The sequence below is a fragment of the Ferruginibacter paludis genome (genome assembly GCF_030409685.1).
GTDB classification, from domain to species: Bacteria; Bacteroidota; Bacteroidia; order Chitinophagales; family Chitinophagaceae; genus Ferruginibacter; species Ferruginibacter paludis.
In genome coordinates this window covers 262,077-283,693 of the sequence record NZ_JAUFQJ010000013.1, presented here as the reverse complement: position 1 = coordinate 283,693, position 21,617 = coordinate 262,077, and the positions used below count along the sequence as shown (strand labels likewise).

Here is a 21,617-nt window from a genome sequence, read left to right as displayed (position 1 = left end):
TTTTTATGATGCAGCGACAAAAGAGGCGGCGTAATAAGACATAGCCATCGCAGTCGCCTGGCAGTTCGCCCGTATATTCGTTGGGAAAACACTGGTGTCCGCGACGAAAATATTATCATATCCATGCACCCTGAAATCAAGACCCACGACGCCTTTGCGACTATCTTCACACATCGCGTTTCCTCCCTGCGGGTGGGCTGAACCAATCGTCAGGTCTTCCGGCCTTTTTACAAGAGTATCAATCGAATTCAAATCATTTTCGCTGCCGAACTCAATGATGTTAAAGCTCGAAGGGAGCACTTTTACCGCGCCTCCGCGAAAAAATATTTTTGACAATGTTTTAATTCCCTCTTTCAGCCGTGAAAGATCCGTGTCGGTATATTTGATATCAATCACCGCATTTCCTTTCTTATCGAGCGTTATTACACCGGTCGGATCAGTAGCGATCATCACGCCTGCATCCGCGTATTTGCAATAATTCATCATCCTTTCAAAATGGGTGCGGAAGAAACCGCCCACACTGATAGAAAAGACGACGGGAGGTGCGAAGTAACTTTCGATCACATAATCTTCGCTTGCTTTTGCATAACAGGTGAGGCCAATTCCATCATAACCATTGATGGTCTCCATCGTTTCGGCCGTAACAAAGACACCACCCAGCATGTGAAAGCCACGCCCAACCCTTCCACCGAGCGCAATGCCGCTTTGCAACAACAGCGCGCTGGAACCAATTGCCCCGCAGCTTACCACTATCTTATCGGCATAGATTTGCTGTAAGGACCCTTGCCGGTAAAATTGTACACCGGTGGCACGTTTGCCGTTCGTTAGTATTTGAGTATCTATGCATTCATCAAGAAACTGTGCGCCGAGTTTTTCAGCCCATGGAATGAAAGTCACCAGCATGGAGGTTTTGCGGTTATACCTGCAGCCATAGTTGCACCATCCGCAGCAAAGGCACTCCTCCCGGTTATTGTCAAGATAGGATGCGGGTATACCCAGCTCCTGGCATCCCCGCATAAAAATATCTGCACCGCGGTTGGCCTTCTGCGGATCAATTGGTTTAACCCTTAACGCCTTTTCAAGGATGCCATAGATTTTTATAAGTTCATTTTTCGGAACCGTTGCGCCGGCTTTCTCCCATTCAGGTAATATTTTATCCAGGTCGGGTCTCAGCCAAATCGCATTGTTGATAACGGTCGATCCGCCAACGGTACAACCCTGCGCAATGGTCAAAGCATTGTCTTTTGATGATTGTAACCCGGCGTTCTTATATAATTGCGGAAACATTTCAACTTCGCTGTGCTCAAAGAGGATCGGATTTTCGCGCTTTCCCTTTTCGATAACGGCAACACGAAGGCCTTTGAGGCTTAATTGATGCGCCATCACGCTGCCGCCGGCACCGGAACCGATAACAATGGCATCAAACTTTTCCATACAAAGCACCTCCGGGGCTGAAAGGGTCTGGATAAAAAGAAGGTGTTTGTGATTTGCCCTGGCTGGAGGGCCTTTCATCAAATGGAATATACCCGACCTGCGCCATACCTTTGGGGTTTCCATAATACCCGACACAGGAAAATAACTTTAATACTTTCGCGACATTCCTGAAAATGTCTTTTGCCCCAATTATTTTTTCAACCAGTGATCGCCTTTCATTGGTCCCGAGATTACTAAATGGCAAGGGCCGGGCCACCAGAAGCGGAAGAATCCATTCCACCAAAAACATCACCAGTTTAATCTCTTTGATGGGAGCCGGGGCAGAAATTTTATTAAACATGTGATCAACGGTGATGGCTGCTTCTACGGGATCGACAGCCTGTTCAGCATCGGCATCGATCATCGTGTCTGCAATCATGATCATTGTTTCGAACTGCCGCAACGAAAAAAAGCGTGGCTTAAATCGCTGCTGCAATGATTTGTAATAATATATGGAAAGAAGACCCAATTGCAGCAGCAGCAACACACCGGCAACGACCGGAAATAGTTTCCAAAAATGAATGCCAGAGTATAGAAGCAATATGCTGGTGAGCAACAGACAAAAATAAGCGCTATCCTTGACCGCTTTGTTTTGACGAACACCGGCACCGGTCAAACCTAACAGTACAGCACAACCTGTTAATGCAATCGTCACCAGGCCCGCGGTCAGTGGACTACCATATAAAGCGTGCCTGAATATAAAACCAATGATCCCAATCAGTAAACAAAACCAGCTGCTTACTTTCAACAAGAATGACAATGCATATTCATAAGCATTCATCCCATACATCTTCATCGGAAATTCCATGTTTAAGCATTTAATGAATTATTCAAAACAGGTTTTTCAGGGTAACAGAAAGGATGGATGGATTTTCCCAATTTTCCCAGGGCGTCATATTTCCCTGGCGGACTATCTTAGTCACACCCCACCGGTGCATTGCTTCTTGCATGACCGGGTTGAATCCCGGATTCAAATTCATTTTTTCGCCCATGACCCAATCTAGTGCAAGAATATTGGATGATGCCATCAAAGTTTGCGTCTGCTTTTGCCTGCTTCCGGAATTGCCATCAAAACTGATCCAAGCATCAACAAACCCAAAATGAACTTTCAGCCTATCGGCAAACAGTACCGCAAATTCAGGCTGCCTCGCTTTTTTGCCATTAGAATGAATTCTTTTCCAACCACGGTCAGAGCCGACTGTACTGATGCAACCAGTATAAAAATTCCTGGAATCTGTTTGGTTTTTGGCAAAGGAAATTCTGAAGTCGGCGTCATACCAGGATTTCTCTACAAGATATTTTCCTAGGAAACTGCCGAAATCAAATTCGACTTCGGCTGTATTCTTATTGGCCCTGGCTTGAGTGACAATTGTATTAGAAAACCCGGCTTGTTTGATTTGGCCGGCGCATAGGCTCAGCAATTCCGCATCGACTAGGCAATCCGTTGCATGCTTATCAATGCCAAATGCAGGCTTGATAACGACTAAAAATGACTCTTTGGTTTTGCCAGAAACTTTCCATTCTTGTTCAATTGATCTGATCAAATCAGCAGCAACGATCAGTTCAAGCATCGCGGCAGTTTTATCAGCACCGGATTTTATACAGACAATAGTGGGCTGATTTGTCTGAATTGAAATGTTTCTTACAGAACGTTGCTCCATGTAATTCGGATTTCGAATACTCTGAATTTTCCATTATCAGGCGGCAATTTTACAACCAGGTGATAACTGTACGACAGAAGTAAATTTTATATTTTACCGGTGATTTGCAGAGGTGATCAGGGAAGCCTGTAGATTTGAATTACATTGGGTATGAATGAAATGAACGTAGTTTTTTTCGATATCAGATTTAAAATTCCTCATCATCAAGCAAGAGTAATATGAGTCTTCATTTGCTAATAATTAAATGTACACTTAATTTTTTGCCAAATACACTAATTTGAAAATAAATTTTTGTTTACTAACGGGCATAAGTGTTTGAACTTATATCAGGTACATGGACTACCGACCTTTCGGTATACTTACAATTAGTTGAATTCATTACTACGAAAGCTTTATGCGAAATTGCGTTTTTAATTTATGAATAATTACTTTCAGTATAAATCAGACATAGAAAGTGGGTTACGCGAAATATTCGAAGACTGGATTCAAAACTATGAACATTATCATCAGCATTCAGAGGGACAACTGCAATTCCTGAACAGCATTTTTGATAGTGGACAGATTTACCTGTTGAAAGATTGTATAAATGCTTAACCGGAAGCTGTGCGTTTGCCTGTATCGGAGATAATGGATATTTCTGTTTGATTTTTAGTGTAGACTGCTTTTTCTATTGAAGTTCCCAATAATTGAGATTGCTTTTACATCCGCTGCTGTTCTTCACTAAGCCGCTTAATAAATAGCTGATAAGTTGATCTACAACAGTCAGTGGAATGGATAGGCCACAGGTCCAGAAGGTATCGCAAATTTGTCGATTTCGCTTCTTAATTCTGAAGTGAGCATTTTTATTGTAAAAGTTTATTCATCCAGGCCATTAATTCAAAGAAGCCAACTTTAAGCCCGATAATTGAATTGGTACCCGGGTAATCTGCGATATGTAAGGCTTGCTCAGGTATGTGACTAGAATAATTGCTTGAAACATTTTGAATGTTAACACCAGCGCCAACTATTCGGGGAGGTGCTATTCCATTCTGGCTAAGATGATATAAGATATCACTACCCCCTACTTGCTCTATTTTTGATAATGGCACTTATTGAATAATCTTTATTTATTTTTCTTCGTTGGTAGTCGAAGCTCTTATTACTTCGGGAAGAGTTGTTGCTAAAGTACGTAAAATTAAAGGCGCCGATAGACCAATATGGAAATATACAATCTTGTTCAATTTCTGTGTGTCGTCAAAATAAACATATCCTAGAATTACACTGAGTGCTATATTGAAAATTATAGCCAAGTAATACAAAAATGATTTAAAATCAGGACGTCTATCCTTTGGAGCATTCATACCATCAATTAGATAAAGAATCTGTACTGCAGCGCCTCCTAACCCGGAGATAAAAACTGGTTCTGGTATTGACATATTTAATCTATTCGGTTTTTAAATGTTCCAATTATCTTATCCATCATCGGTGCTTTACTTCTAAAAAGCTTTCTTGAAGTAAATAGAGGTTCACCTGCCTTTTTCCTATAAGACGAGCGTACAAACTCCCCTGAATTAGTAATTACATTCACAACAACACTTAAATCAGTTTTTGTTTGTGATGATATTTCATCAAGGGTTTTCCAATATTCTCCTTCAGAATTATCAAAAAAGGTGATAATCTTATTTTTGGCCGTTTCTATATTGTTATCCATAAATGTTAAATTAAAAAATTGAAAAGCTAAAAATTATTCCATACCTCAAGTTACCTAATTTTTTATAGTTTTGATTTGAACTCCGCAACTGTCGCTTTCTCCCATTCGTAAAAATTTTCCGGATCAATCCAAAATTGCTTCCAAGAATTATTCAACAGTTCGCAAACTTTACCTTTTGAGTCAGGAGTAATGATATCGCAACCGATTTGTTTTGTGCCAACCAGACAAAATTCTGCAGCTAATTTTAATAGTTTGTCGGGTACAGCAATGGGAAATCCCGAAGGCTTTTTATGATCAACAATAACCTTAAACTGCTCCCATTTATCCTGTATTTCCTTCTTTACTTTTTTAAATCCTATTAATTCCAAGCCATGTAAAATTGCTTTCATTCTTGCCTCACCGGGGGGATGTGACGACTTTTGAAATGTCGGAATTTTATAAACCTCCCATGACATCTTAGTGCACATGTGAATGTTTGACCAGATATAGGCTGGACCTAAAGTATATGTTGCGAACAAATCGCAGAAAAGCTCAACGGACCATTTTTCAAGCCAAGATTCTTTCCAAACATGAATAGCGTCAAATTCTGCTACATTTGTTTTATTTAGTTCACGCCTTTTTATTTCATCGTCAAAATATTTTCTTACTTCAACATTAAATAATCCCAAGTTATTCTGCATTGCTTCCAGTTTTGGATTCTCTAAGTACAATAAAGGATGTCCTAATTCGTGATATATGTCGGGGATATGCAGCACAAATTCAGATTCCAAAAGGGGAATGCAGATCAGATTATAATCCGGGTAGATGTGATAATATTTCTGAGAAAGACATGATGCTACTGGGGTTTGTAAAGGATAATTAATTTCCTGACAAATCTGATAGACAAGTTTATTGACAAACTCGTCATCGGCAGCTTTTCTGCTCATAGCGGCTATAACCACATTTTCAATATCCGATAACCTTCCCGAAAGTTGCTTGAACTTTGAAAATTTTTGCCTGATGCTTTTGGGATCATTGTAGTCATCATCATTATACAAATAATCAAGCTCAGATATAATTTGATCAATCTCTCTATTTGCAATCGTTGCTAATGAAGGAAAGTACACGCCAAGTTCCCTCGCTCCTGGTATTTTTGACATCAAAACACGTCCTTTTGCTATTGCCTCTTTTATTGCTCCATTAATATAACTCCTCATAGTATTAGTCGCCAATTATTTTTGCTAAAATTTCGCTGTTTTCAACATCCAAAGCCTCTGTGATTAATTCAATTTTTGGGATAACAGTTTCTGTATCCTTATTCTGAATATCTTCTATTAGAGAGGTAAAGAAAATTTCAGGTCGCTTATGTGAATTCCTCAATTCACGTTCAATAATGCTTGATAGCATTTGAAACTGAGGCTCAGTATTATTCACATCGGTTAGTTTAGACAAAAATTCAATTAGCTGCTCCTGTCTCGCTTCTGTGATTTCCGGGTTTATTTTAGCTTTTACGATAAAATCATTAAGTATATCTAGGTACTTACTGGTTATGCGAAAAGTGCTTGTATTTATTCCGATATTGCTCATGATAATAAGTTTAATGTTAAGAGTGAATAGTTTTAAGAACATCAAGTGCTTCCATATCAAAATCACTTCCAAGAATATTAATTCTTCTGTCAGTTATTTTTATTGTTAAAGGATATCTGGAGCAATCATCTGGCTTTGTGTATGCAAGGCATGACAGATAGTAAATGTCTTCCAGGATTTTTTCTATTTCCATATTTCCGTAAGGAAATTTAATGTACAGGGGATTTGAACTTCCATTATGGACAAATTCCCTTCCGGTTGTACAAAGACAAGCTTCCCGTTCGTTTATCTTAACCCAAGAACCAATCTCCGGATTTAAAACCGAATCATTATCCTGTTGAGTATTAAGAATATCATATTGTTTCAATACTTCGAAAAGTCGTAATTGAAGTATTGAATGCTTAGGAATCTCAACAATATTAACTGAGACATCGCTTGGAAGAACGCCTTTTTCTTTTAACAATTCAACTGCCCTAAATATGCCATTTCGTTCAACAAGGAACAACTTCCCATCTCGATGAATAACTATTGTTCTTAAAACGGTTGTGCTATTATTTTTCTGCACTGCAATATATTTAACTAGCATTTTGATAATTTGCCCTTCTGATAAACGTTCTTTATTTTTTGACTTATCGAATTTTGTTAGAATATTTTTCGAATACTTATCAATAAACGTAAACCCTGCAATATGCTTTTTTACGTCAATACCAATTGTCAAATCTGCATTTAGAGGAGTGTTCAAAACATAAGGCCACCTTTCATTATTAAGAAGTACCTGATTAATTGCCACACCTTTTACATACCCATCATATTTACCTTTCGATTCTCTTTTTATTACGTATCCCTTTTGCCCATTGGCTTCGCTATATAAGAAACATTTTTCCAAAAAATCACTGTGCATTATACTTGCAGTGATACTATACTCTTCCAGGCATTCAGACACAACAAGTGCAGCCAAATCATCATGCTGACGTTGAGATTTTTCAACGCCTGATGGCAGCATAATCAGTGCATATCCACCGCTACCTTTTTTAATTTTCTCTTCCATTTTCTGTAAAATCTCAAACCCAATCGCTACCGAAGTTCTTTTATTTCTATTGTCATATGTAATTACAATTGGATTCCATCCATCATCTGTAGGATGAGTTTTGTTTACCTGGGTACGTAAGTGACCAAGGAAATGTTTTTCATTCCCAAACATATTATAAATGGTTTGCGGCACTAGAAAGTATTGTGTTTCAAAAATTGCATTTGTATAAAATCCAGCGCTTTCATCAAATAACAAAGCTTTACGTCTTTTACCAAGGTCTTCTAAAAATGTATGAAGAGAGTTTTCTGATTTTCGAACTGATAAAGACACATCATTTCCAAATAATAAATCAGGTGCTTGAAACTTCATCTTTTCTACCAACAAAGGTTCTATACTTACTTGCAATTTGATTTTGCCATACATAAGTCTTCCGAAAAAATTATTATGAATTATCCGTATAAGCCTTCTTCTTGGGAAAGGTTTTATAATAGACTTGTGATGTATCTTTTGGACAATAGGATCTTCGGTGTCGTACACTTTGTAGCATAGTGCAGCTATGGCTGCTCTTTCTTGTCCGTCGTTTGTTCGGTAAACCAATACAGAAGCATCATCTGGCAGATTTGCTACCTCTGGTGGCATGGAAGGCCCGAACTTTTCCTGAATATCCTGCAGAAGCGTTACTACCTTACCATCAATCGGCCTCGTAAATTTATAGGTAGAAACTGTTAAGTCACTGAGTTCTGACGGTATTATTTCGTACCTGGTAGTGCCATATTGATATACATAATGAGATTTGTTTACTCTATTAGATTTAAACTCATTTCTTGATATCCTGGGATTTAAAGAGTGAAGCGATATGTACTTTTTGGTGATGTCTAGTTCAAACCCAAACCCCTTAGTAGGCAACTCAACAACTCTTGAATAAAATCCTGTGTAAATACCTACGGGATTTGTTTGTTCGTATGCAACTACATTGAAAAAGCCATCACCCGAACCTGGCTGCCATAATCCTTGATTTTTTGTAAGTTCGGACTGACTGTCAAATTGCAAAAATCTTAGAATTATTTTTTTAGTCTGTTCATTATAACTAGTAAAATCAAGTTTTATTGGATTGTCAATTTTTTTAAAATAAACAACATCTCCATGTTTTACCGAATATTCAACGGGTACTCTATTTATAATTTCTTCATCTGCTCGTATAACTAAGTAAGGTTTGTTTTCCTGCGTTACCACGGTCACTGGATGCCGAAGTGTATACGCCAGACTTTTTATTATGTATTGAATATTGACATCAAAATCGTCATCAGCGTCATCATTGGCCTTTGACTCTTTTAATCCGATTATTTCATATAGGAAATAATCAGCCGACAGTTGACTACAATTTTCAATTTTGAAAATATTCGTCTCGTACTGTGTATTTAGTGACTGTTTCATAATCATCTGTTTTGCATATTTTTTGAAATGGGCATTTTTGGCAATTCTCAATGTGTGCTGTTGTAGAAAAATCTTGTGATTTTAATTGACTGTACTTTTTGTTAGCGCCAGCCATGTGCATCCTTATTATAGCAGAAGACATGTTTTGTCCAAAATCTTCAATTTTATCATCTGTCACATCATAATCCCTTTTTATTCTGTCTTTATGAAGTAGTTGATATTCGGTTAATTTATAGTCATTTATTTTCCATTTGGAAAGGTCAGAAGGAAAATCTGCATGCGGCTTAAGTTTAGCTACTTTAAAAAGTGCAACTGCATAAGCAATCAATTGTTCGTCATAAGAAGTTGTCCCATAGGTATGGACTTTCCAATCAAAAATATGTGGTGCACTGTTATCAAAAAATGCAATAAAATCCGGAATCGCTTTCACACTAAACCGATCGAAATTATAAATTAAAGGCCGCTGACTGATTACGTATTTTGCTGATTTCAGATAATCCAGAAAATAATTATCATCAAGAATGTTTGTAAGAGCATTAGTTATATCATCCTTAGCTTGATTAATTTCCGCATCAGAAACTCCATCGCCAAGTTCACATTCTAAAAAAGCATTGAAAGACGGATTATTTGTAATTACAGCATCGGGCTCACGATACTTTTGTAGAACAGCGTATTCTAACTGCGTATTAAACATGCTCATAGCCTGTTCAATAAAGTAATCTTTTTTTATTGGGTATTTATTATTTATTGCCAGCACCAGATATTTACTTAATATAGCATCGACAATTGAACCCCTCCATGCATAAATTGATTGCAGTTTTGAAAGAAGTGTAACCTCTTTTCTAAACAAATCATTTTTCACACGACTATCAGCTACAATATTCTTGTAAAACCAAAGCCTTTCACACTGTTTAAACTGTTTATAACCGCTAACTGAAATCATTTTTTTCTGGTTCTAATAAATTTCAAATAGTTGAGTAATTCTAATTCTTCATCATCTGAAATGTGGCCTATTCTGTAAGCGATGGATGTTTTACCAGATTCGCTTTTTACATTTTCCTTTCGTTCTGGAGTTGGATACCCGACCTTTTCCATAAGCAGGTCGTAACTTACTCCATATATTTCCGACAGTTTGTGAAGTGTCAACGGAGAAGGTTGTTTTACTTTTCCCGATTCAAGCTGACTTAAATATGCATTTGAAACATCCGCAAGTTTTTCCACTTCCCTTAAGGTCATATTTTTTGCTTCTCTTAGCGCTCTTATATATTCTCCATAGTGTTGCATGTAGTAGTAAATTTATTATCTTGCTAATTATTGCAAGCAAATATACAAATCATTGCTTGATATTGCAAGCGATATTTCGAAATACTTTTTTCCGATTCTAAATATCCAGCTAAGTAATTGATAATTAATTAGAAATTGTTAATCTCTCTGAATTATTGAGTGGTAAATTTTGGCTGCATTTATCTGACCGTAGGTTACCTTGTCTCCTAACTGGCTCTTAATACTTGATAATGAACTGTTACTTTTAATCAAGATTATGAGTTCTTGAAACACATTTTCAGGAATTAGTTCATGCACGCTAATCTCTCCTGTTGAAATAAACCCAGCTAACTGATTTTCAATAGCAGATACATTTAATGACTTTTCCTTGGATATTTCTGCTATAGACTTACCGCTTTTAAACATCTGCAGAACATTTGTTTTTATGCTAAAAACGGGCGTAATAACTTTTGCTTTAACTTCTGAAGATGCATGTAGATTTGCAGATTTATTTTGAGAATTTAAATAAATATCAACATTGTCACTAACCTGGGATACAAAGTGCTCAATGAAACTTTCTGCAGCTATTAACTCATTTCGCTTTTTATCGAGACCATTTTTTAATTCGTTGTAAAAACGGAAAAGCAGTTTTAAGTTAACACTGTGTTTTGTTTTCGAATATTCATCTTTAACTACCGGCATAATACGCTTATCAATTTCCCCTATATAATACGAAGCTGCTAAACCGATTCGTTGCTGAAGCTGCAAATATTTATCCTCCTTTTTTGAATTACAAATGCTACCTATTTCTTCTTGAAATTTAAGCGATGTTGTATGGCACTTTTTCAAATTTTCTACAACAGTCAGCATTGCAGAATTATTGTTTATCAAATTGGAATTTTGAGAAACCATATTTGATAACTCCAACCAACTAAAATATTCTTTCAACGTTTTTTCTGCAAAAAGTCCCTGTGCAGTTATCAGAAGATCATTCAAATTATCTTCTGATAAAGAAATATATGAATCGTCCGAAACAGAAACCGACTTATTAATTATTTGTTCATTGATTAAGGAATGTAAAATCAACCCGTTTAATGATTTTACCCTACTCAAGGCAACATAAACCTGTCCTGGTGTAAAGACACCTTCTAGATCAACAACTGCGTTTTCAAATGTTAAACCCTGGCTTTTATGAATTGTAATTGCCCATGCCAACCTTATTGGAAATTGTCTGAAAGTTCCAATAGTGACAGGGCTAATAGAGTTAGACAATTCATTAAATCCGTATTTTATTTTTGACCAGACTTCCTTTTCAATTTCTGTTATAGCACCATCTTCGAGCAAAATTGATATTTTTTCAGTGCCAATATCTTGCACAATTCCTGTTTTTCCATTGTAGTATTTTTTATCTTTCCCCTTATCATTGCGAAGTAACATCACTCTTGCTCCTGTTTTCAATCTTAAACAATTTTCTGCTGGAAAAGAGGCTTCATCAAAATCTCCCTCAACATCTGCCCATAAGCTATGTTCCAGAGATTTAAGGTTTTTAAGTTCCTTTTCATTTATAAAATCTGCTTTTGCGTTATGTGTTGTGAGAACTACATAGCTATTTTCATTCAGAAAGTTTGGGTCGAAACGGCCGTTAATTATGTCGATTTCTTTTTGGAGGCACTTGCCGATTCTAACTTGGTTTAATATTTCAATAAAAGTATCATCTGTTTGACGATAGACCTTACTAAGCTCAAGAAAAACAGGCGGTTCTTTTTTGATTGCCATGGCATTCAAAAAATTAACGCCATTATAATACTCTTTTATCTGCTGCCATTCATCGTCTGCTATTATGGGAGAAAGTTGATATAAGTCTCCTACATATAAGATTTGAACTCCACCAAATGGCAAGTCGTTTTTCTTTCTCGTAGTTCTTAGCATGTAGTCGATGGCATCTAATGTGTCTGCTCTTAACATTGATACCTCATCGATAATTAGAAGTTCTAGTTCGTTCAGCACCTTTTTTTTTGCACTGTCAAGTGAAGTTCTGATTTGTCTTTTATTTGGAATAAATGGTCCCAAAGGAAGGTTAAAAAAGGAATGAATCGTAGTTCCATTAGCGTTAATGGCTGCAATTCCGGTAGGTGCAACAATTGCTGTTTTTTTAAAGGTATTTTGTTTTATAGTGTTAAGAAATGTTGTTTTGCCAGTTCCAGCCTTCCCGGTAAGAAAAACCGACTTGTTTGTCTCGTTGACAAATTTGAAGGCCAATTTAAAAATATTGTTATCGAAAGTACTCACTATTGGGTTTAAGATATTTTGAGATTATAGACTGTTTTGAACAAATTTAAACTACTATTAGTAATAACAGAAACTAAACCGTAAGTGGAACTTTATCGTCAGGTCAGGATGCTAATCAGTCATATTACCCTTATTCGACTGTCTTCTCCATCTTCAACCGCTCCACTTCTTCCCCAATCAACCTTTTAACCTCCATCTTAACCTGGTAATAATTATCCAGCACCTGTTGCTGAGATACATTTGATACCACTGGAATATTTTTATACCGTCTCATTTCCTCATTTAGTTTATCCGCATCATTAATAATCTCCGCATGAAACATCTTCAGCTTGATTTTTTGATCGGGGTTATCAGCCACTAAACCTACAAATTCCCCAGAAGAAAGGGCGGCAATTTTCGAAGCTGGAATGGCACTATCCAATTGCTTTGAATTACTGATAGAAGTATCCAGCCGGTTTACAGAAACACTCTGCCTGTCCTGCATAATCTTTCCAAACCTTTCTGATAGCAGTTTTGAAGTTTCTCCCATCACCTGGCCGCTGATGATGTTACCGGTAATGTTTACGATAACATCCGCCTGCTCTTTTCCATAATCTTTTTTCAACTGACTAAAATCCTGCATGGCTAAAGTAGTGGCAACTTTATTACTTCTTGCCGTTGCAATCAGGCTATCCATGTTGTTAAAGTAAATGGTTGGAAATTCATCAAACACCAAACTACATTTCAGCATTTCTTTTCTATTCACCTGCCTGATTAGTCTTGAAATATAAAGCGATAGAACTGCGCCATAGATTTGTTGCTTCTCCGGGTTATTACCAACGCAAACAATTTTAGGATGTTTTGGATTGTTGATGTCCAGTGTAAAATCATTGCCTGACAGCACCCAATACAATTGCGGTGAGGCGAGCCTTGCCATACCAATTTTTGCCGATGCTACCTGCCCTTCCAATTGCTCCATAGCGTCATTTTGGTAGGCGGTTATAAATGGGTTTACCAATACTTCAATTTCAGGTTGAGTATTAAGGACAGGAAACAATTCATCATAATCAGCTTGCATCAGTTCTATAACATGCGGCAGAGTACAATACTTTCCATCTTCATATTTTCTCAAAAACCAAATGATGGCTGTGACAAAGTTGATAGGAGATTCTACAAAGAAATCTCCCTGCTTATTAATCCATTCCCTGTTCAATCCCAACAATATCGTCCTGGCAGATTCTGTGGCATCAGTAATATCATTCATCGTGTTTGGGTCAAGCGGATTGCAACGATGAGAAATAGAAAGGTTATCAAAGTTGATTACATAGAATGATGGCTTAACCGGATAGTTGTGTTTGCTTTGCTGCAGCCAGTTGTAAACAATTTTAGAAAGGTCATCGTATTTAAAATCATACACAAACATGGCAAAGCCTTTTTCAATATGCTGTTTAATGACATGCTGAATTACAAACCAACTTTTACCAGCACCCGGACTTCCAATAACCAATAATCCCCTGAAGGGATTGATGATGTTGATCCAACTCTTTCTAATCCGTCCTTTAAGGTTGTAACGGGCAGGCAGGTTAATTGCGTACTCGTTTGTCAGCAATCTTTCTTCCTGCGGAAATGTTTCATTCAAAGAATTGAAAACATCGTTTGACAGGTTCAGCCTGATTAAACGACTTAGTAAATTTCCTCCTGCCAGTATTAGTAAAAAACCAAGGCCTGTTACAACCATGTAAAGAATAGCAATATATTCTAGTGAATAATTTAACCGTAATAGTATGCCGCTGCTAAAGAAAAGCAGGATGCCAATAAGTAAATAACTCGCTACAGCTTTCCAGTTAATCTTTTCATCTTTCTTGCCCTGTGCTCCGAGTAAGGAAATAATCAATAATCCAATCGTTATAAACTTGGAAGTGTATTGGCTACTGAACAAACCTGTGTGCATGATGTTTGTCATTAGCCTGTCGGTTATAGTGCTTCTGAATTCCCATTGCCTAAAAGCGGCATAACAGTAGTAATAAAAGTGTAGCAGCAAAATGAAGATGCTGGCAAATCTTGTCAGGTCAACTATTTTCCTTAACCCCTGTTCATTTTCCCCTGTTTGTGACATAACATAGTTTTAGAGTTTACAAATTGTGGTTCTTCTTTTTTTTCTTGCGTTTCTTTTGTAGCAGATTGTTAGGTACATTTTCGAATTGCTCTTTTGCAGACATCAGTGTTTCTAACAAGCTTTCATTTTTTACAGGCAACTCATTTGATTTGTGAAATTGCTTTTGCTCCATTTTGCTGCTGTTTGAATTTGATGTGCTGCTTGATTTATTTTCTACTTTTTTTATCACATCTTTACCACCCTGGCTCAACCTGCTTTGCAGTGCGGCAGCACTGTAGCCTTTACCCAAATCGCTTCCATTAAAAACCACTTTGTTTTGATTGTCAACGAAAGTGATACCGTACAATCGTCCTTCTGCATTTCGTCTTAGCACGGTGTAGATTTGTTTCTGCCTTAAAGCAGCTACTAAATTGTTCATGCTTGCTGGCGAGGTCTGCAGGCAATCATCAATGGCACTTTTAGTTCTCTGTTTCAGCGATTCTTTTGCAGAATCATTGATCAAAAACTGCTTTTCAAGATTATCAAGCATGGGTTTGCAACCTATGGTACTTGCTTTAATAGGTACACCAACTTTATTTCCCTCTGCATCCAGGATACGATATACCAATCCACGGTTCTTGTAAATCCTACCATCTTCTTTTCCCCTGTCGGCAACAACATTGAACTGTTTTAAGGCTGCATTAAATTCCGGTAAAGAACTGAACTTAAATTGGCTGAATACAGCACTGACTACATTGGAAATACTTCTCTTGGTTTCTGATATTCCGTAAATAGCTTTCTCAGCATCTACCGGCTTGATCCCAGGCTTCATTATTTGCTGCTGCCGTTCCGCCCTTACCAACCCATAAGCTTGTTCTATTTCCTTCCTTGCTTTTTCAGATTGATTTCTGCCGATGTTATGGGTGTTAATTCTGCTGCCATCATTTTGGATGGTAGTGCTTACTATGTGGATGTGCGGATGCCCGGCATCTTCATGTTTATAAACAAGAAAGGGTTGCTCACCAAATCCTATCTTCTCCATGTAAACCCCGGCAATCTCAACAAGCTTACTTTCAGATAAATTTTCTGTTGGATCGAAATTGAGAGAAACATGCAGCGTTTTTGTTGTAGCCATTTTGTTCAACCGGTTGTTTGTTTCAAAGCCGTCGAGCTTTTGATAGAAGTTCATTTTGTTAGCATCATTTAGATAGTTGCCGGCAAACACACATTGCGCTGTTCCTTTCTGAACTTTCTTTTCATTGTAGTTTAGTGCAGCTTCTATACTTTTTGGTATCGTTATTTTTGCAACCATTCTTCGTAGAGTTGATTCATCCTTAATTTTATTTCATTCACCTTCTTTACTAAAGATTGATGCAGCCCGTCGTAATGATTCACCCATGTCCTAAACTCAGGTATCTTATCAAGAATATGCAGCTTGTGCACCACCTGGTTGAAATTATTTCCGATTCCATTCAGGTCTTTTTTCAAAGCAAGCATGTCCTTCAAAAAGTCATCTGCAGACTGGTTCCGATAGTTGATTAAAACAGGCTTTTGCATGGCGACTTCCCTTATATAAGCACTGATATTTTTTTCGGTACTTTTTTGCTGATGCTTTTTCACCTGTTGAAATTCACTTTCATTCATCCTGACTTTCAGCATTATTTTCCTTACCTCATTTTCGTTCTTCTTCATAATCTCATTTTTAAATCTTTGATCAATGGTTGCAGCATCTTTCCAATCCCCCGTACGACTTCGGAGTGAAGGGGCAAGATTCCAAACGTGGCCACGTTTGTACATCTTGCCATGTGCAAGACCCGGCACATTACGCCTTGAAAAAGACTAATTGTAAGAGATTCTGTAATTTTTGATTTGAAGAATATCGAAATCTGCGGCCAGGCAGACCACCCAATAGGAAATAGCAGGTTTATTAGTATCAGATTTTTTACACTCACAACGAATCATTTTCACGGTAAATCCAATACAGGAAAAGGTCGAAATACTATACCAAAAGCCAGTTTTTCATGGCTAATATTTAGCCATGTGAACAAATTTTATTTCCGTTCCGGGAGATTGAAGTATTATTGTGAAATGAGAGATTCCCTAAAACATGTTTTTAGTAGCCAGGTTGTGTTGGAAGACAGCAGCATATTTTATTATTCTATTTCTCCTTACGATTTAAAGAACGCATTGGGGCATAATATTGCAGTATTACAGGAATATAATTTTGCAAAAAAAGGTGACGAAAGCGGTCAAAATTCTTGCAAGTTATACAAGACAAAAGACGGGAATTGGTATGACTTTGAAGACTCAAAAACCAGCGTTGAAAAAGGGTTATTGAGGTTGCTAAAATCTGCAATTGATGCGAAAGAAAACAAAGAAGTTTCAGGCGTTTAATAGGCCGTATATTTTAATTTTGGAAAGACTGATTTTAAGTAAGAAAAAACTCCATAAATTCTTCACCGTTATTATCTTTCACCAACTGAATATCATCTCCGATTTCGTACATGTAAGTGTAGATGCCATCGTCTTTAATATGCAGAAATCTGCCTGGCTTATTTATTGAAACAGGGTATTTTGAATACCATTTTTAAAAGTGATTTTTTGCTTCAATTTGTTCAGCTGGAATTGTTTCTAAATTGATTACCTTATTTGTATCATCGAAAAGATGATCCAGCGTTAAAATTCTTTTTTTTTGGCCTCATTTTTATTCTTACTTAATGTCCTATAATGAGGAGCTTCAATTCTGGTTAAATAACTGGCATGGGCTGGTAAATCCTTATTAACTTCCTGAACAAATAAACTGCTATAGCTACGTTCTCCCATGGCTGAGAACTCTTTTCCAAATGGGTTATTATGGCAAACAAACTTAACGCATCTGAATCCAATAAATAGCTGAGCATTTCATTAAGTGAAGAGGGAATAAAACCTATTTTCTTGCTCTGCAAATGCAGTGCGATGGCGCAGTCATCGTATTCATTTTCCGGCTCCCTTACCAGTTCCAGTAAATCACCTTCTTTCATACTGTCAAGCAATTGCATTCCCTCATAGTGGCGGAAGCCAGCTACAAAGCATTGCAGCAGGTAAATTTTCCTGAAATCTTTTGTAAGGGAAACAGGTAGTTTGCCAATGGCACCTTTAAAGCATTACTGAATCAAGCAATGAACCCGGAAATATCAATACAAATTATTTTGGAAAACCCTCCGCCCTGCGCTTCGGTTAAACCTTTTTCAGGCTGGCAATTAATTAAACTCTTATTATAAATTGATCAGGGAGCTTTGCATAATTGAAGATGCATAGCAAAAGATTATCTCCTTTTGTTTCCTTTTAAATTATAGAATTTGTAGCCCTTTGTCAGACAGTATAATCCTCAAAAGCATTGAAATGAAATACAATTTTTGGGCAAAAAAAAGTAGGCTAAATACCGATTTTTGATTTAACTGCCTCCGAAAGTTCCCTTAAATGAAATTATAAAGTTAGCGCCACTCCATCTATTGTGCGTCGGTGCATTTGAGTTCCAGTCAATACCTACTTCAAGAACGGGAGAAATAGCGGCTTTCGCAGGATCGAATTTACTGCCGAGGATTCCTATTGCCCCACCAACTAAATGTGTCCATATTTTACTTGAACTGCCGTACATTTCATAGAATGGGAACGCACAAATTTTTGAACCTTCTCTAAAAAATAGAGATGGCGTAAATGCTAATCGATAATTAACTTGATTTTTCGACAATGCGCCTCCATACTTTCCTGCACCTTCTCCAATCGGTACAACAGTTGGATTTGATAAACTAATAGGAATTGCTATAGAGTTTTGATAACTATTCAACGTGTCAACCGGCATACCAACTGTCGTCGATAGATTAAAGTTTAACCATAGAATGGGAGTTGCAAAATTTGTGTAATTTAATTCAGCACCAAAATTTAGTAACGGCAACTTTTTGGCAGCAATACTATCTTTGTTTACAACGTCGTAGTAAGCACTGACGGTATTATTTACGAAAAATTTTAAATAGCCGTTCCATTGCTTCAATCTTTTGAGCTTATCCCAATTCATCCATAAGGCATTATTAAAAGCGTATGCAACTGCAAGACTAACGGTAGGTTGGTTTAGATTTGAAAAGAATGATTTGTACGCCGAATTAACGTTTGAAATAGAGCCAGTAACAAAGACAAGGCTGTTATCGGCAGTTGTATAATTTGTGGCATTATCAGGCTTAGTAGTTATATCAGTAATCATAGTTTTTGGCTGAGGACCGACATAATAGATATATTTTTTATGCCTGGCAAATAGCCAGGAAATATCTGCAGATGTTCCACCCACATCGTAGGAAAAATTCTTTTGAGGTAGTATATTAAATAGCGTTTTATTATTGTGATCTGAGAATGATTGCGCATTTGTTTTTAGATTTACAAAAGAAACCGCAACTAATGTGTACAAAAATTTAAGAGTGAGATTATTGTTCATAAAAATTATTTTAGTTAATTATGTTAATGGACAGAGCTTAAAAAGTCACAGTAAAAGACTACTCAATTTTTAGAATATCCGTCCAAAAATTGAAGTGGTGAGTATTAAAATAATGCGTCCGAAGTGTCCTGATTATCCTGGGTTAAAATTTTCCCTTTGAACTCCTTAGTAAGCGTTCTTGCGTTACCATCTTCATCGACATAGACAATATTGACAGTATAGTCAAATTCCCATTTGTCGTTTCCATTAGGTGAAATATGCAACTTAATAAGGGCGTCTCTATGCTGTTCCAAATCAAGCTTACCTGCCATATCTAGCGTTACGTTATTAGATGAGCCATTGTTCCAATGTCCGCCAATCCCGTTTTTTTTTGCAACATAGTAATCGGTGTTATCCTGATAATCGTGATAATTCAAATAGACATCAAGATAAGTGTCATGGTCTTTGTCATTGGACGTGGTGTTGAATGTAACGGATACGCTACGAATTTCTTTTTTACTTGTTTGTGCGAATGTCAAACTGAATAAGGCAATACCTAGAGCCACTGTTAAAATTAACTTTTTCATTTTTTTTGATTTTTATATTTGGTGAATAATTGCGAACTTTTTGCCAGTCTACAGCAAGCTTTGATATAATGCTTGCTGACGAATAGTAGCGCCTTAGCAACCAGACCTTTAAACTTTTTCGTAAAACTTTGGCCTTCCCACGCCTACTTTAATTTCCGTTTTGGGCTAAGTGGTTGTTAATTCCAGAGCAAACATACAGACGCCAATAGATGGTTATTTGCGTCATTGAGGTAAGTTGTTATTTTTCTGTGCCAACTGATGGATTTGGCGATTGGAGTGCAAAAATTATTTATTATCTGACATTCACTGAGGAGAAAAAATTTCTGTAAAATATTTGAAACGGTAAAGTTGACAATTTTATGTATCTTAATAATCTGAATATAATTATGAGACAATTGCCACCTCCAAATAATTCGCTTTTCTGCCGCTATAATAAAGCGTCTTCTTCCAAGCTCACTAGCCAAATGTTTCAACTCATCATTAAAATGAATATCGTTAAACAATTCTTTCTGATCTAACTATAGACATTTTTAATTTAGCAGAAATTCCAATAGAAAAGTATGTATGAATCTAAATTTAATTACTACACAAAAAAATTGTTATGAAATTTTTTTTAATTACCATTTTTGCCATTATGGCAACATTTTTAAATAGTTGCATAGATAGCAGAACGAAAAATTCTGCCAATACAACCAAACCTTTAATAAGTTCAAAAACAAATGGTGGTTCTTACGAAAAAAACATTGTCATGAAAGACTCCAGTCTTAATTTATGCGAATTGATAAAGGCTGAACACCCATTAAATTTCGGCGATATATTTGACCAGGAAACCAACATGTATTATTATGATCATGATACTGATTTTGTGCCTGGTCGTACAAAATTTAGTGAAATGTTTAAGATTGAAGGAACTGACGCTAAGGGCAACACTTCTCTTGGAGAATTAAAAAAAACTGAAGAATCGGTCAGTTTAACTGGTCTAATTGATATGGCGAAAACATTACAAAATCAAAATTATCTTCCTTCCAATTCATACTATTACGGTATTAAAATGCACTATGGTTTGGATAAGGACAGTATGATAATTATATTTGAACCGATAATATTAAAACAGATGGGTACTGATTCTGTCAGAACAGTAATAGACCATCTATCAAGAGTTTTTTATAGGTTTGACGAGAAAGGTAATTTCCAAAAAAAATTACGTGACACTGATGTTATTAATTTCGAGAACCAGTTTCAAAATCCACTAAGTAAGATTTATATAACACATGATCCACCATCAAGACGAGACACACATAAGTTTGTAAAGAACCTTGATGACAATGAAATTAAGGACAATGATGTAAGATATGCATTTATGCCAATGCAGCAAATAATAAGAATGTATGAAGATAATGGTGGCGATTGTAATAATCGTTTCAATTTAATAAAGTTTTCATTTGTTATAAACAGATTTCGAAAACCTGGTGGATTTAATAAATTTCAAGGAAAGCTTCATGTTGTTGCATCCTACAATTTATCTAAAGAATCTTTTACGAAAAGAACGTTAAAGAATAATTACAATAATTTTGCCGGTTTGGGCGCAGATTATACTGAAAAATGCCCAACTAATTGCCCCCAATAAATAACTCATTCAGATTAATTAATTTTCAATTGATAGTAAAATTTGCTTTGAGGCACATAGTCGAAACAACTACAATAATGGTAAGTTTTTCGTTAAAAAGAAAGTTTAGTTTTTCGTTTAAGCTTATTTTTTACTACTTGATTTTTTCACTACTTATTGAATTTTTGGGATTTTACATCAAAGAAATTCGTTTCAATAATGGGAACAATAATTTTCTCTATAATTTTTACCTTTTAATAGACTTCCCCTTTCAATATCTAATTTTTGATTTGTTATCCAATACCAAATACAGAAAATACACAATCTTCTCAACTGTAATTTTTACCCTATTTTGGATTTTCAGTATTGCTCAGAACGGAGTAAATCGTTTCTCAAATATTGCTTTAGCGCTAGGAACGTTTATCGACGTGTTATTGTATTTCTTATTAATTTTTGAAATAAGTCTTAAAAAGCCTGTCGTTATGTTAAAACTTGAAGCG

The 21,617-nt window shown here is 36.5% G+C and carries 19 protein-coding genes; 2 read left to right on the top strand and 17 right to left on the bottom strand.

The features are described 5' to 3' along the window. Positions 1–3: 3 nt before the first annotated feature. From QWZ08_RS19550 to QWZ08_RS19485, 14 genes are all read right to left on the bottom strand, one after another. Positions 4–1,434 (bottom strand): GMC family oxidoreductase, encoded by a 1,431-nt coding sequence (locus QWZ08_RS19550; protein WP_290339219.1) that lies wholly within the window; start codon positions 1,432–1,434, stop codon positions 4–6. Continuing rightward, positions 1,421–2,281, bottom strand: coding sequence for a hypothetical protein (locus tag QWZ08_RS19545; RefSeq protein WP_290339218.1), 861 nt, complete (start codon positions 2,279–2,281; stop codon positions 1,421–1,423). The genes QWZ08_RS19550 and QWZ08_RS19545 overlap by 14 nt, the downstream gene beginning before the upstream one ends. Before the next feature lie 22 nt (positions 2,282–2,303). Further along, positions 2,304–3,134 (bottom strand): DUF362 domain-containing protein, encoded by an 831-nt coding sequence (locus QWZ08_RS19540; RefSeq protein WP_290339217.1) that lies wholly within the window; start codon positions 3,132–3,134, stop codon positions 2,304–2,306. Between the two features lie 1,106 nt (positions 3,135–4,240). After that, on the bottom strand, positions 4,241–4,549 hold the full coding sequence (locus QWZ08_RS19535) for a hypothetical protein (RefSeq protein WP_290339216.1): 309 nt from the start codon (positions 4,547–4,549) through the stop codon (positions 4,241–4,243). 2 nt (positions 4,550–4,551) lie between these two features. Next, positions 4,552–4,824, bottom strand: coding sequence for a hypothetical protein (locus QWZ08_RS19530; protein ID WP_290339215.1), 273 nt, complete (start codon positions 4,822–4,824; stop codon positions 4,552–4,554). Positions 4,825–4,886: 62 nt separating this feature from the next. Then, positions 4,887–6,020, bottom strand: a complete 1,134-nt coding sequence (locus QWZ08_RS19525; RefSeq protein WP_290339214.1) for a hypothetical protein — start codon at positions 6,018–6,020, stop codon at positions 4,887–4,889. Between the two features lie 4 nt (positions 6,021–6,024). Then, complete coding sequence (locus QWZ08_RS19520; protein ID WP_290339213.1) at positions 6,025–6,390, bottom strand: hypothetical protein; 366 nt, start codon at positions 6,388–6,390, stop codon at positions 6,025–6,027. Positions 6,391–6,406: 16 nt separating this feature from the next. Then, the gene (locus QWZ08_RS19515) at positions 6,407–8,854 is read right to left on the bottom strand and encodes an argonaute/piwi family protein (protein WP_290339212.1); all 2,448 of its coding nucleotides are present in this window, start codon (positions 8,852–8,854) and stop codon (positions 6,407–6,409) included. Beyond that, entirely contained in the window at positions 8,805–9,797 is a 993-nt protein-coding gene (locus QWZ08_RS19510) for a PD-(D/E)XK nuclease family protein (protein ID WP_290339211.1), read from the bottom strand. The genes QWZ08_RS19515 and QWZ08_RS19510 overlap by 50 nt, the downstream gene beginning before the upstream one ends. After that, entirely contained in the window at positions 9,794–10,138 is a 345-nt protein-coding gene (locus QWZ08_RS19505) for a helix-turn-helix domain-containing protein (RefSeq protein ID WP_290339210.1), read from the bottom strand. Before QWZ08_RS19505 ends, QWZ08_RS19510 begins: the two co-directional genes overlap by 4 nt. Before the next feature lie 138 nt (positions 10,139–10,276). Then, positions 10,277–12,406 carry a helix-turn-helix domain-containing protein gene (locus tag QWZ08_RS19500; protein WP_290339209.1) on the bottom strand — a complete coding sequence of 710 codons (2,130 nt, stop codon included), beginning with the start codon at positions 12,404–12,406 and terminating at the stop codon, positions 10,277–10,279. A 130-nt stretch (positions 12,407–12,536) separates the two neighbouring features. Then, a complete protein-coding gene (gene mobC, locus QWZ08_RS19495) occupies positions 12,537–14,501 on the bottom strand; it encodes a conjugal transfer protein MobC (RefSeq protein WP_290339208.1) in 1,965 nt (654 codons plus the stop codon). A gap of 16 nt (positions 14,502–14,517) precedes the next feature. Next, entirely contained in the window at positions 14,518–15,792 is a 1,275-nt protein-coding gene (locus QWZ08_RS19490; protein ID WP_290339207.1) for a relaxase/mobilization nuclease domain-containing protein, read from the bottom strand. Further along, positions 15,777–16,172 (bottom strand): plasmid mobilization protein, encoded by a 396-nt coding sequence (locus tag QWZ08_RS19485; protein ID WP_290339206.1) that lies wholly within the window; start codon positions 16,170–16,172, stop codon positions 15,777–15,779. Before QWZ08_RS19485 ends, QWZ08_RS19490 begins: the two co-directional genes overlap by 16 nt. A 396-nt stretch (positions 16,173–16,568) precedes the next feature. Between QWZ08_RS19485 and QWZ08_RS19480 the strand changes: the two genes are divergently transcribed. Then, positions 16,569–16,874 (top strand): hypothetical protein, encoded by a 306-nt coding sequence (locus tag QWZ08_RS19480; protein ID WP_290339205.1) that lies wholly within the window; start codon positions 16,569–16,571, stop codon positions 16,872–16,874. A gap of 353 nt (positions 16,875–17,227) precedes the next feature. Here the strand turns inward: QWZ08_RS19480 and QWZ08_RS19475 are convergent, their stop codons facing one another. From QWZ08_RS19475 to QWZ08_RS19465, 3 genes are all read right to left on the bottom strand, one after another. After that, complete coding sequence (locus tag QWZ08_RS19475) at positions 17,228–17,557, bottom strand: HIRAN domain-containing protein (RefSeq protein WP_290339228.1); 330 nt, start codon at positions 17,555–17,557, stop codon at positions 17,228–17,230. Positions 17,558–17,913: 356 nt separating this feature from the next. Next, positions 17,914–18,945, bottom strand: a complete 1,032-nt coding sequence (locus QWZ08_RS19470; protein WP_290339204.1) for a hypothetical protein — start codon at positions 18,943–18,945, stop codon at positions 17,914–17,916. 104 nt (positions 18,946–19,049) lie between these two features. Continuing rightward, positions 19,050–19,511, bottom strand: a complete 462-nt coding sequence (locus QWZ08_RS19465) for a hypothetical protein (RefSeq protein ID WP_290339203.1) — start codon at positions 19,509–19,511, stop codon at positions 19,050–19,052. 601 nt (positions 19,512–20,112) lie between these two features. Here QWZ08_RS19465 and QWZ08_RS19460 point away from each other — a divergent pair. Further along, entirely contained in the window at positions 20,113–21,138 is a 1,026-nt protein-coding gene (locus QWZ08_RS19460) for a hypothetical protein (RefSeq protein WP_290339202.1), read from the top strand. Positions 21,139–21,617: the final 479 nt, after the last annotated feature.